The following is a 13370-nucleotide window of genomic DNA, read 5'->3' as shown; positions in this document are numbered from 1 at the left end:
ACTATGAGCGATTCTGACTTGCAGCAGATGCGCGGCCAACTCGATGCTTTCCGGGCAGACTTCCTTCGCTTGCGCGACGAAGTCAATAAAGTGATCGTGGGCCAGCATCACATTCTTGATGACACCCTGACGGCACTGATCGCTGGCGGGCATGTCCTGCTGGAAGGTGTGCCTGGCTTGGGAAAGACGCTGCTAGTACGCACGCTCGCCGATGCACTCAGCCTCAAATTTCAGCGGATTCAGTTCACACCCGACTTGATGCCAGCTGACTTGATCGGCACCAACATCGTCATGGAAACGCCCGGGGGCGGCAAGCGATTTGAGTTTCAGCCCGGCCCCATCTTCGGCAATGTACTGCTGGCCGACGAAATCAATCGCGCGACCCCCAAGACACAATCGGCGCTCCTTGAGGCGATGCAAGAACACTCGGTGACTGTCGCCGGCACCACGCATCGATTGAGTGAACCATTTTTTGTCCTCGCCACGCAAAACCCGCTGGAAATGGAAGGCACCTATCCTTTGCCAGAAGCACAACTCGACCGCTTCTTCTGCAAGCTGCTCGTGAAATTCCCGAAAACCAGCGAACTCGAAACGATCCTCGATCGCACGACCGAGAAAGCCACGCCACGAGCTCAGCAGGTGCTCAGCGGCGAGCGGATCGTGGAAATGTCGCAGCTTGTGCGTGAGATTCCGATTGCCAACGAGGTCCGCCGCTACGGCATTGCCATCGTCATGGCGACACATCCAGAACATGAAATGGCTGCTGATATCACCAAGCGGTACGTCCGGTATGGTGCGAGCCCGCGCGGTGCTCAGGCTCTGATCCTGGGCGCGAAGATTCGCGCCATCATGGATAACCGCTATCACGTCTCGCGTGACGATTTGCGCGATGTGGCTCCCGCGGTACTGCGGCATCGCTTGATCTTGAACTTCGAAGGTCAGGCAGAAGGTGTGTCCACGGACGATGTCGTGCACAAAATCTTGCAGTCGATCAAGGACGTTCCGTTGGCAGCTTGAGCAGGAATTTGCCTCTTTCACAACGTTTGAGGAATCGCCGCGTGGCATTGTTCGGTTCCGACTTCATGAGCAAGCTGGAGTACTTGTCGCTGGTATCGCGACGAGTCTTCCGCGGTTCATTGCTGGCCCAAAGACGAACCATGCAATTTGGCTCGGGAATCGAATTCGCAGATTACCGCGAGTATGTTGCGGGCGACGATCTTCGCTATCTCGATTGGAACGTCTACGCGCGCCACGGCGACTTCCTGCTCAAACGCTTTCAGGAAGAGCAGGACTTGCACGTTTACTTTTTGCTTGATTGCTCCCGGAGCATGGGTTTTGGTGAATCGACCAAGTTCGACTTGGCGCGGCAATTGACCGCAGCCCTTGCCTATATCGCGCTAGCCGATCTCGACCGGATTGCGGTCGTTGCCTTTACCGATCGCATCGTGGCCAACTTTGCCCTCACGCGCGGCAAGGCCCAGATTCTGGCTCTGCTCGACTTTCTAGAGAACTTGCAAGTCCAAGGCACCGAAACCGATCTTGCTGCGGCCATGCGCGAGTTCCTTCGCCGCAAGCAACGCAACGGCCTGGCGGTCATCGTCAGCGATCTGTTTGCACCGGCCGGCTACGAAACGGGCTTCGATCAACTGCGCCATCGGCGATATGAACCTCACGTCATTCAATTGCACGATTTGAAAGAGGCGAATCCAGACTTTCTGGGCGATGTCGAATTGTTTGACATCGAAAACGATTCCTCGCGCAAAGTCACCGTCACCGAGAAGCACCTGGTAGCGTATAAAAAACTGTTTGCCGAGCATCAAGCCAGCGTGGCTCGCTATTGCAACACGTATGGCATGGGCTGCACGCAAGCAACGACAGCGATCCCCTTCGATCAACTCATTTTGCAGATGATGCGTGCTGCAGGGGCGGTGAGCTAATGTCGCTGGCCGCACCATGGGCTCTTGCCTGGGCATTGCTCACGATTCCCATCGTCGTTTTCTATATTTTGAAGATCCGCCTCAAGCAGGTACCGGTCTCGACGACCATCTTCTGGCGGCAAATCTACGACGAGAAAGCTCCCCGTTCGCTGTGGCAAAACTTGCGGCATTGGCTATCGCTATTGGTGCAGATCATTTGGCTGTTGTTGCTTGTGGCGGCCCTCGCCGAACCTTTCTTTTTGAGCGAGAAGTTGCAAGCCCGGCGAATCGTGATGGTGATCGACAACTCGGCCAGCATGAACGCGACCGATGTCTCGCCGACGAGGCTTGCGGCAGCAAAAGAGGCCGCGGCACGTTACGTGGCATCGCTGCGGTTTCACGACGAAATGGCCATCATTTCTGCCGGCACTCACCCGCGCGTCGTCAGCGGCCTTACGAATCATGAGCGAACTTTGCAGGCCGCGATTCATGACATTCCCAAAACGGATGGCCCCACTCGAGCGACCGACGCCGTGGAACTGGCCAAGCGCTTGCTAGGCGATTCCAAAACAGGCCAGGTGCTCATATTCTCAGACGGCGGCTTTGCCGAGCATGAACCACTGGCCAGCGATCCCCTTGTAAGACTTCAACCGATCGGCACCAAGAGTGCGAACATCGGCATCACGCAATTTCAAGTGCGGCGCAGTCTGCTCGATCCCGTGGGCTACGAGATTCTGGTCGAAGTGCTGAACGCAGCCGATGAACCCGCAGAAACGCGGCTCGACCTTGATCTGAACGACAATCCCATCGATGTTCTGCCGCTGAAACTGGCCGCGGGAGAAACGTGGAGCCGCACCTTCGAAAAAACCTCGCCCACCGGCGGCTTACTCGTTGCCAAGCTCTCCACCGATGACGCATTGCTGACCGACAATCGAGCGATGGCAATCTTGCCGACGCGAAATACGCAAAAGGTCTTGCTCGTGTCGCCGGGGAACTTGTTTCTGCAAAAGGCGTTCGAAGCGAATCCACTCGTGGAATTGAAGACGGTGAAAGAATTGCCCGCCAGTTACGAACCGGGCGTCTGGCATGTTTTTCATCGACTGGTGCCCAAAGAATTGCCGGCTGGAGCCTCGTTTCTGGTCGATCCGCTGGAAGGGAGTGATTTGTGGGAGATTGGCGAGCCGCTCGCGAACCCGATCGTCACCAAGCAGGATTCCGAATCCCCTCTCATGCGTCATGTACGTCTCGACAACGTGGTGCTGCCCCAAGCCCGACAACTCAAGCCGTGCGAAGGTGCGGTAACACTCGTGGCTGCCGTCAGTGGCGACCCGCTCTACTTCTCGCATGTCGATGAGAAACGCCGAGCACTCGTCTTGACAGTGAATCTCGACGAAGGGGACCTCACTTTTCGCACCACGTTCCCGATTCTCGTCACCAACGCGCTCAGTTGGTTTGCCGGTCCTGAAGGCGAAATGCGCGAAGCAATCGTTTCTGGCGCTGTGACCACGGTCACCTTGCCCCTGGGCAAGGTGACCATATTGCGTACGCCGAGTGGCGAGACGCGGCCCTTGCCGAAGAAGGCTACCGAAGTGTCGATCGGTCCGCTGGATGAAGTGGGCATTTGGAAAATCGAGCCTGCGGTCACGGAAGCGTCGACAACGGCCGTCGCACCGCTGGAGGAGTTGGCCTGCAATCTGAGCAGCAGGATCGAAAGCGATTTGCGCGTGCCGGCTAGTTGGCAAGCCAAGTCGACAGCGGGCATTGCCGCGGCTGGCTTCTTCGTCCGGCCGCTGTGGTTTTATCTCGTGGCAGCAGCTTGGCTGCTCGCGATTGGTGAATGGTTCCTGTACCAACGGCGCTGGATAGGCTAAGGGACCATGAGCAACTTCACTCTCGAACTGACCCACCCCTGGCGATTGCTGGGGCTCATGTTGTTGCCGTTGCTTGTTTTTTACTTCTATCGCAGCCTGGTCGATTTTCCGCGTTGGCAGCGCAAGACCTCGCTCGTCGCGCGCTCGTTCATTGTGCTGTTGTTGGTGTTGGCCTTGGCCGGGCTCACTCTCTCGCGCCCGACGCACGAGCAGTATGTAGTCGTGTGTGTCGATCAAAGCCTTAGCGTGGGTGCCGATTCCAAGGCGGTTGTTGACCCGTTTATTCAAGAGGCGGTGGCGAAGGCGGGCGCCAATCGAGTGGCGTTTTTGCCGTTTCAGATCGCGCCGGGACAAATGAGCACCGACCTGAAGTCGCTCGAGTCGGCAGCAACCGAATCTGGCCAAAGCCCTGAGGAAAAGGACGATCCGCGACCGGAAGGAACCAACATCGCCGCAGCCGTGGAAGCCGCAATCGCCGCCGTGCCGCCGGGCTACGTGCCGCAAGTGGTGCTGGTTACCGATGGCAACGAAACGCAAGGCAACGCCCTGCAAACCGTGTTGCGGGCCGGTGTGCCGGTGTCGACAGTTCCGCTGCCAACGCGCAAGGATCTCGAAGCGCAAGTTTCAACGGTGAATCTGCCGGCCCAAGTGCGCCAGGGCGAGCCCTTCTTCGTCGAAGTGATCATCGATTCCAATCACGACGACGAAGGCCTGATTCAGGTCTTTCGGGGCGATCATCAAGTGGTGAGCGAGAAAAAGCAAATCAAGAAGGGTGAAAACCGCTTTCGTTTTCAGCAGTCGATCGAAAGTGAGCGGCTCGCTGCCTTCACGGCGCAGGTCAGTGGTTTGGCGAGTGATGCGCTACTCGATAACAACACGGCAAGCGGGTTGATCTACACGGCCGGTAAGCCGCGGGTACTAATTGTCGAGAGCGATCCCAAGTTGATTCGCGATCTGGTGGCGGCGCTCGAACAGGAAGAGATTCAGGTCGACGTGCGACCGCCCACCGGCATGCCGGACAATCTTTCGGATTTGCAAAACTACGAACTGCTGATGCTCTCGAATGTGCCCGCCACGGCTCTCTCGCAGCGGCAGATGGAAATTGCCCGCACGTATGTGCAAGACCTCGGGGGCGGCTTCATGATGCTCGGTGGCGAACAATCGTTCGGCCTGGGTGGCTATTACAAATCGGTGCTGGAAGAAGTGTTGCCGGTGCGCAGCGACTTCGAGAAGGAAAAAGAGAAGCCGGGTCTGGGCATGGTGCTCGTTGTCGACAAATCGGGCTCAATGTCGGGCGACAAGATTGAAATGGCCAAGTCTGCGGCCCGTTCCGCGGTCGAATTGCTGGGCAGCAAAGATCAGGTGGGTGTGGTGGCCTTCGATGGCGAAACCTTCGTGATCAGCGAGATGCAATCGGCGAGCAACAAGGGACGCATTAGCGACGACATCAGCCGGATTGAAGCCAGCGGCGGCACGACGATGTATCCGGCCATGGAGCGGGCTCACGAAATGCTTCAGCAAACCACCGCTCGGCTGAAACACGTGATTATTCTCACCGACGGCGTCTCTTCACCGGGCGATTTTGCGGGCCTGGCCGCCGAGATGGCTCAAGCGCGGATCACCGTCAGCACGGTCGCCGTGGGAACCGACTCGGATACGAGCATTTTGGAAGAAGTCGCCAAGTCGGGTAACGGCCGTTACTACTTCACCGATGACCCGGCCAACATTCCACAAATCTTCGCGAAGGAAACCGTCACTGCCAGCAAAAGTGCGATCGACGAACAGCCCTTTGTCCCGCAGGTCATTCGAGCCACGCAAGCGCTAAAAGGTCTCGATGTCGAAAATGCACCGTTCCTGCTCGGCTATGTGAAGACGCGTCCCAAGCCAACATGTGAATTGATTCTCGCCACGGAAAAAGGAGACCCGCTCTTGGTGTGGTGGCGCTACGGCCTGGGGATGTCGGTGGCGTTCACCTCCGACGCCAAGAGTCGCTGGGCTGCCGAATGGCTGACGTGGCCCGAGTTTGCCAAGTTCTGGGCGCAGATCGTACGTCACACCATGCGTAAGAATGAGGCGAAAGGCGTCGTCGTCGAAGTGCAGCAGCGAAATGGCAAGGCCTTCGTTACGCTCGACGCAATCGATGCCACGGGCCGGTTTCTCAATCAGGCGAAAACTGAACTCACCCTGATCGACCCGCGACTCGGCAACAAAAAACTCGCGCTGGCTCAAACAGCGCCCGGCCGCTACACCGGCTCAGTCGCCACGCCCCTTAGCGGTGCTTATCACCTCGAGATTGCTCAAAAGAAAGATGGCCAGGCGATCTACCGGCAGTCGCGCGGTATCCACGTCGGCTACAGTGACGAACTTCGCCTGAAGCCGACCAACGAGCCGCTTCTCAAACAGCTGGCCGAGGTCTCGGGGGGCAAGTTCGCACCTTCCGCAACCGAGCTGTTCGCACCCACCGAACGGACCGCGCTCCGTCCTACGCCCCTCTGGCCGTGGCTGGTCACGATTGCCACGATCTTGCTGGTGCTGGACGTGTTTTTAAGGCGAGTCGATCTAAGCCTGCTGTTCCGACCAGGCGCCGTAGTGATCCGGACTCGAAAAGCAACCTCGGCGAGTGGCTCAAATGGAAGCGCGCATCGTTCGAAGCCTGCCGGCGAACGAGCACCGTTCTGATCGAACGAGCACCGTCTTGATCGAACGAGCACCGTCTTGATCGAACGAGCACCGTCTTGATCGAACGAGCACCGTCTTGATCGAACGAAAACGCCGGGGCGGGTGTTGATAAGAGGGGTGTTGATAAGAGTTTATCAACAGCAATACGCGTGGCGCTCGGCTTTGGCGCTCATTAGTGTTGATAAATCTCAGGGGTTTATCAACGAAGAGGCTCTTCGAAGGTTGTCTGCAAACTGAACAGGTAGCCCAAACGTAAGGATTATCTGCCGAGCTTTCTGGTTCCGAAGTTCAGCTTTCTATTTGCAATGAATCCCCCCCCTGGTAAAACCATAAAGGTTCCACTCGCAGTGATCGGGAAGATCGGTCAAGGAGATTGTCATGGGCAAGAAGGTGCAATCGCAACTGGCTCCCGTTCTATCCCGCCAACAGCTGGTGCGAACGGCATGGCTGGCCGCTTGGGGACTGTTTGTGGGCTCGCTGGCGGGCTTGCTCGTGGCCACAGCCAATTGGCTCTTCGCGTGGCAATTGGCCAGTTGGATTCCGTTGGCTCTGCCACTGCTCGGCAGCGCGGGAATGGCGATTGTCGGTTGTTGCTGGCGTCACAATTGGCAGCAGGCGGCCAGCGCCGTCGATGCCCGCTATTCGCTCAAGGATCGCGCCAGCACGGCGCTCGAATTCAGTGCCCGTCCACACTTACCCCTGGTTGAGCAATTGGCATTCGCCGACGCGCTCGATCATTTGAAATCGATCAAGCCGCACGAAGTAGTACCGTGGCACATGCCGCGCGTGCTTCCCTATGCGGTAGTCGCAATCATCGCCACGTTGTCGCTGGTGATTGTCGGCAGTTGGAACGCGCCTGCGACGGCGGGCAAGCCAGAAACGCTGGATGTCGTTGTCGCGCAGGCGGAACGTGCAGCCGAAGAGCTGACCGAGTTGGAACAGTATGCCGAGAGCGAAAAAGACGAAGACTTGAAGAAGCTGGTGAAGGAACTGGCAGCTGCCATCGAAGAATTAAAGCAGCCCGGCACGGACGTGCGCGAGGCGCTCGCCAAACTTTCGGAAATGCAGGCAGCGCTGCAAAGCGAGCAAGCCAAGCGAAATCCCGTTGCGCTGGATGCCCAGTTTCAAGCGATCGGCGAAGCCCTTGCCCTGGCAGAGCAGATGTCCGAAGCTGGCCAGGCCCTTTCGGCCGGACAGTACGAAAAGGCAGCTCAGGAGCTCGCCAAGGCAGAAGCTCCCGAACTAGACCGTGCCACCGAAAAAGCGGTGAAGGAGAAACTAGAGAAGGCTGCCAAGCAAGCCGAAAGCAGCGGGCAGAATTCGCTCAGCGATGCACTCGGGCAAATGTCGTCCGGTCTGGGCAATGACAAAAAGAGCTTCTCGGAAGGAAGTCAGAAGTTGGCCGGCGAAGCCAGCAAACAAGGAAAACGCAAGAAGCTCAACGACTTGCTGACGAAGCAATGCAATTGCCTGAGTGAGTGCAAAGGTGAATGCGAGTGCGAAAGCAATGGCAAGAGCAAGGGGAAGTCCAACAAGCCCGGTGGCAAGAATTGGGGCCTGGGAGGCAGCGATAGTGAACTAGGCGAACGGACCGCCAAACTCGGTGGCAAACAAGAGAAGATCAAAGGTCAACAATCGGGCGAAGGTGAAGTCGAAACCGAAACGACTCATTCTCCTGAAGGTTCGCAAGAGTCGCAGCGCGAGTATCGCGAGAACTATGCAAAGTACAAGAAGATCTCGGAAGATGTGCTTGATAGCGAGCCAATTCCGCTCGGCCATCGTCAGACGATTCGCAAATACTTCGAATCGATCCGCCCCAACGATGCTGAAACCGACGCGATTTTGCAAGACAAGAAATAGGTTCGCAAGCTGGGCTGATGCTGCGGCGCCCCGTCTTTCAGAAGGCGAAGGGCAAGCAGATCGACGAATATCTCGGCAATCCGGCAATGATCAGATTGCCGAGTATTTCCGGTTAGCCTGCGACGCTGTGAAGATGGAAAGTGGTTTCCTGCGGCGGCAAATGCGCTAATGGATGCATTTCTAAATTGATAAATCGACGAATCGCAGCGAAGCTCAACTCGGCCTGGTGTGCTGCTCGCATTTTGCTGAAAGGCCTCGCGAGGCGCTGAGCATGGTCCTAACCGATCGACATTCGGAAGCGAACTATCCAATTGTGTTACGAGCTATCGGCCTTTGTGGCGCAACTGAGTATTTGCATCGAGTCAATCACGGCTGACGTTTGCGAGTAGCGAATTGGGCGGTCAGGTCATACTGGCAATCGCGAGGTTGGGGCATCCCATCAATGACACGTGTATGAGTAATTACGCCGCGCCGTCAGCCAGACTCCGCGATTCCACAAGCTTTTGGAATTCGACATGGATTTCTGGATGATGCTGCGAGAAATACCTGGCAACGCGGGCGTTGTCCAAGATTTTGCGAAGGTAACCGACCACGAGTATCAGGTTCAAAGTGTTCTTACCGTGCGTCTCTTCGATCACCTTGAACTCACGACCTAACGACTCGGTTTCGTGTTCCATCCGCTCAATTTCGTCGGCCGAAACGCCACGCAGTTCCTTGGCCTGCTCCCCATCAATCAACTGTTCTGGCGGCGTCGTAGCCGCCAGGCACTTTGCATAGCCCACCGAAAAGTGTCTGGTCGTGCACATGATTTCGGCAATCTCGATTTGCCGCATCGGCTTCATCTCGCGAAGCTTTCGAAATGCCGGAGGAGTGATGTGCTGGTCTTTCAGAAGTTGGACCGCTTCGGGACAATACCATCGAGCATGTCCCGTTTTTGCCGCATACTGGCAATATCGACATCCAAAGCGCGGGCCAGCCGAACTTCAGAAACTCCATGTTCGAGCGCCCGCAGGATCATGAAGTGTTCCTGAACGGGCGGCAGTCGACTGACCTTGTGGTTGTAGGTGAACGCCTCGTCGTCGGTCGCGCTCAAACACTTTGCTGTCGCCTCGCCCATAGTTAATGGAGAAACTGGAGAACGGGAAGCCAGTCTTGCGGTGGCCTTCCAACAAACGGAATAGTTGGCGCTAGCGGAAACGCCCACTGCTTATCGCAACTCGTGAATCGCTGTCACACCAAGATTAGGCCGAGATGACCGTGTCACACGAAGCTACGATTTCGCCAACGCCTCCTTCGATGTTGGTGTGTCGAAGGGAAACATTCAGCGGGCGTTGTTGCGTTTCTAGAGTCTTGTCTCGGGGCTACGAGTTGGTTGGTGTTGGCAACGAACCGAAAGATGCCGAAGTCCGCGTGCTCGATCGAGAATCTCGCATTTCTCCCCGGGAGCCTTCGAATCGGAGAACAAGTGAGCTCACCAAGCAGGAAAAGGTCGAGGCCGAACAGTGGCGTTGGAGCAGGCCTCGGCGCGATGATCGTCTTGATTCGCAGCCTGTCCCCGGCAGGGCAAATATCATTCGCTGCATGACAGATAGCGCGTGCGTCTATTAAGTATTGGCAAGGCTTCGGTGACAATGTATGTCACACACCAGAGCAATTCGTGCCTTTACTGCCTGAATAACAAATTTGGGTATTGCAATCCCAATTGCACGCGATAAATTCGCCCCTGCAACAATTTGGGCGCGGTAAGGAGGCGGACATGCGTATTCTCAAAGGCCGATTGTTAAGGATTGACGTTCTTCTCGCCGACCGCACCAGACCCATAGCGTTTTCATAGTAAACGCTGCACTCTTTCCTTGTTACGCGTGGTACAAGGCCCGATCGTGAGCAGTAGGTGGCAATGCGCACTTTTTTAGGGGGTAGGCAAATGTCTCTTTGGTTCTCTGGTTCAAAATCGCGGAAGATGAAACCATCCAAGCGCGCGAAAGCTATTGAGCATCAGCAGCGCGATCGACGAAGAGTGCTTTTGGAGCAGCTGGAGCCGCGCTTGGCGCTCACGACCTACGGGATTGAGAAGATCATCGATGCCTCGGAGGTGTGGAACCACGATTCGACCAACCATCCGGCCGTAAACGGCGTGTTTCGCGTGTACCGCGACACGACGAGCGGAACCGTGAACCAGACCCTCAGCATCCAAGTGATCCAGGGAGCGAATTTCACGTCCGGCGATGGCTCGGCGAGTCCGTCAATCACGTTTACTGCGGGAGGCAGTACGTCAAATGCCCGCAGCGTGGTGGTGCCGTTCGTGAACGGCTCGAACTACAGTGACATCGTCTTCACATCCACCGATGATGCGAGCGTCGAATTTGACGAAACGTTGCAGCTGAGCATTAATGACAGCCCGGGCAATTACACGGTCGACAATGCGAAGCGATCGGCCACGATTAACCTACTCGACGGTGATCGGCCGGTTATCTCAGCCTACGCCACGACGAGCCTTTCGCCGGCCTACGATACGCGGTATCCGCGCATCGATGCCGCGAATTCCGGCGATCCGGACGTCTACAAAACGCAGATCGCGACCGTGTCGGAGAGCAACACGAATACCGGCAAAATCTACTTCACGCGGCAAGGCAGCACTGCGGCAGCGGCACGCTTCAAGTTCAGCATCACCGGTTCCGCGGTGAATCTCACGGATTTCTACGCGGACACGGCTACTGCTTATAGTTTTAACTACACGACGAACACGGGCGTCTTGCAGTTTGGGGCAGGTGTCTCCAGCATTTCCCTGAATTACATGGGCTATATCGATGCTACCAACGAGGCAGTTGAATTCAGCAACTTCAACATCCTTCCTTACGATGCCACAGCGGGTTTGACCGCCTATACCGTCACACCGATCGCGGAAGAAGCGACGGTCGCGATGGCCATTTCGGGAACGGGGGCCACCCTGCCGACGTTTGGCATTGAGAAGATCTACGACGCGACCGAAGCCGATCCGCAGAATCCCAGCGGCACGCCGGCGACGGCCGGGAAATTCCGCATCACGCGGACCGGCACGACGGACGCGCGGGCCTATACCCTTAAGGTTACGGCGTCCAGTTCCGCAGGGCTTACAGATGCCGATGGGAGCAGTTCGCCCACGCTGAAGCACAGCACTGTCGCTGCCACACACTATTTGTCGCTCGATTTCGCGTCCGGTCAGACAACTCTCGATATCGACTACAACCCGACAAGCGACAGCATCTTTGACGGTGGCGAGACAATCACTGTGGGCATCGATAGCTGGCCGCTGATTTACGCGGTGAATGGTGCGAAGCAATCGGCCACGATGACGATCAACGATTGGGCGCCGGAAGTCGAAATCGAGCGATTTTATGCGGACGGCACGAACTGGAAAGTCGACTACAACGTGACGGAAAATGGCCCCGGCGCCAATTTCACGGTCAAGGTCTACTCCACATCCGATGGCGTCACTCCGATCACCCTGTTGGGAACCGCGAATGTCTCGAGCAGTGTGCCGCTAGGGGTGACCCAGACGGCAACCGTGAACGTGCCGGCCAACCTGAACATCTTCAGCGAGTTCAGGCTGCTGGCAATTGTCGACGCCGACAACACGACGGGCGACATGACACCGGCCAACAACCAGATCGAATTCTCGCACGGCATTTTCCGTTCCACGGTCAGCGGTTCCACCATCCTCTATGTGCTGGGTGAACAGGCCGCGGCGGACTACGTTGAGATCGTGAAGGATGGCACGAACAGTACCGTTCGCATCTATGCGGACGGCCCGCTGCCGGTGGCGGCGCCGTATGTAGACGTGAGTGGCGACGGCAAGGTCACAAAGATTGACCGGGAGATCCTGGCTTATAACCTCACATATTCGGGATCGCGGCCGTGGAAGAATCCGAACCCCGCGGAATACTGGGACGTGAACGACGACGGAATCCTCTCGGCTTTCGATGCGACCAACATTATCAACGAACTTAATCTGAATGGGGAGCACAGCTTGTTTACCGGCGGCGGCACCCCGCCCTACTGGGATGTCGACGGTGACTCCTTCATTACGCACCACGATGCGCAGATCGTGATCAACCTTCTGAATTCAGATCCCCCGCCCCGCAATCACCTGGATGTGAACAACGATAGCGTGTTCAACTCATCCGACCTTGCGGCGCTGGACGGCTTCCTCGCCGATTCGGGCTATGCGGTGACGATACCCACCTCCGGCAATTTCGTGCGGGTGTTCACCTCTGGTGGAAACGACAGCATTATTGCCAATAGCGATGTCGCGATCCCCGTGCGGGCCGACGGCGGCACTGGCAACGATATTCTGACCGGCGGCGCGGCGGACGATGCCCTCGTCGGTGGCGGCGGGAACGATACAATCACAGGCGGTGCCGGAAATGACACGCTGGGAGGTGGCGATGGCAACGACACCCTCTATGGCGGCACCGGCAACGACACTATCTCGGGCGAAAACGGCAACGACACGCTCTATGGTGAAGCTGGCACCGATACGCTCACTGGCGGCTCGGGAGCCGACACCATGCGGGGCGGCTTGGGGCGAGACACGGTCAACAGCGACGGCAGCGATACGGTCATCAATGATGCACCGGAAGCGTATGCCGATCCGGGAACCTTCCCGACCACCTACCACTTTGATGAGGACAACACGACGAATCCGACTCAGACCCTCTCGGTTAGCGCCGGCTCGGGCCTGCTCGTGAATGACATCGACGACGTCGGCCAGACGCTCACGGCGATCGCAGCCGTCGTCTCCTCCATGTATGGAGCCACCGTAACGATTTACGCGGACGGCTCGTTCGTGTACGACGCCTCGGGTGTGGCTTTGATTCAAGGGCTGGGTGCGGGCGTGACTTTCTACGATGGGTTCAATTACACCGTGCAAGATCCGTCTGGGGCCACAGCGATCGGTGAGGCGTACATCACGATTCATGGATCTGCCAACTGATCTCACGACGCTCGCTGTTAAAGTGTGAAGCCAGGTAGGTCAGTTCCGGCTGGGCAGAAAGCTTGGCCGACC

General features: G+C 57.1%; 8 protein-coding genes. 6 read left to right on the top strand and 2 right to left on the bottom strand.

Annotated features, from left to right (window positions below; all coding sequences use genetic code 11):
- Nucleotides 1–3 precede the first annotated feature (3 nt).
- The 5 genes from NA78x_RS12415 to NA78x_RS12395 all read left to right on the top strand — a co-directional run bounded on the left by NA78x_RS12415 (nucleotide 4) and on the right by NA78x_RS12395 (nucleotide 8326).
- Nucleotides 4–1017, top strand: coding sequence for an AAA family ATPase (locus NA78x_RS12415; protein WP_425618769.1), 1014 nt, complete (start codon nucleotides 4–6; stop codon nucleotides 1015–1017).
- 41 nt (nucleotides 1018–1058) lie between these two features.
- Nucleotides 1059–1937: a DUF58 domain-containing protein gene (locus tag NA78x_RS12410; protein ID WP_425618768.1), complete on the top strand. Its 879-nt coding sequence runs from the start codon at nucleotides 1059–1061 to the stop codon at nucleotides 1935–1937.
- On the top strand, nucleotides 1937–3787 hold the full coding sequence (locus NA78x_RS12405; protein WP_425618767.1) for a vWA domain-containing protein: 1851 nt from the start codon (nucleotides 1937–1939) through the stop codon (nucleotides 3785–3787). Before NA78x_RS12410 ends, NA78x_RS12405 begins: the two co-directional genes overlap by 1 nt.
- A gap of 6 nt (nucleotides 3788–3793) precedes the next feature.
- Complete coding sequence (locus tag NA78x_RS12400; protein WP_425618766.1) at nucleotides 3794–6466, top strand: FixH family protein; 2673 nt, start codon at nucleotides 3794–3796, stop codon at nucleotides 6464–6466.
- A gap of 378 nt (nucleotides 6467–6844) precedes the next feature.
- Nucleotides 6845–8326: a hypothetical protein gene (locus NA78x_RS12395; RefSeq protein WP_425618765.1), complete on the top strand. Its 1482-nt coding sequence runs from the start codon at nucleotides 6845–6847 to the stop codon at nucleotides 8324–8326.
- Nucleotides 8327–8787: 461 nt separating this feature from the next.
- On the opposite strand, the gene NA78x_RS12390 is transcribed toward NA78x_RS12395, so the two are convergent.
- The gene (locus NA78x_RS12390; RefSeq protein ID WP_425619446.1) at nucleotides 8788–9201 is read right to left on the bottom strand and encodes a plasmid partitioning protein RepB C-terminal domain-containing protein; all 414 of its coding nucleotides are present in this window, start codon (nucleotides 9199–9201) and stop codon (nucleotides 8788–8790) included.
- An 11-nt stretch (nucleotides 9202–9212) separates the two neighbouring features.
- On the bottom strand, nucleotides 9213–9419 hold the full coding sequence (locus NA78x_RS12385) for a plasmid partitioning protein RepB C-terminal domain-containing protein (protein ID WP_425618764.1): 207 nt from the start codon (nucleotides 9417–9419) through the stop codon (nucleotides 9213–9215).
- A 951-nt stretch (nucleotides 9420–10370) separates the two neighbouring features.
- Between NA78x_RS12385 and NA78x_RS12380 the strand changes: the two genes are divergently transcribed.
- The gene (locus NA78x_RS12380; RefSeq protein WP_425618763.1) at nucleotides 10371–13298 is read left to right on the top strand and encodes a dockerin type I domain-containing protein; all 2928 of its coding nucleotides are present in this window, start codon (nucleotides 10371–10373) and stop codon (nucleotides 13296–13298) included.
- Nucleotides 13299–13370 lie beyond the last annotated feature (72 nt).

Origin of the sequence: Anatilimnocola aquadivae (assembly GCF_049819085.1) — a bacterium.
GTDB lineage: Bacteria > Planctomycetota > Planctomycetia > Pirellulales > Pirellulaceae > Anatilimnocola.
This window is presented reverse-complemented; position numbering and strand designations above follow the sequence as displayed.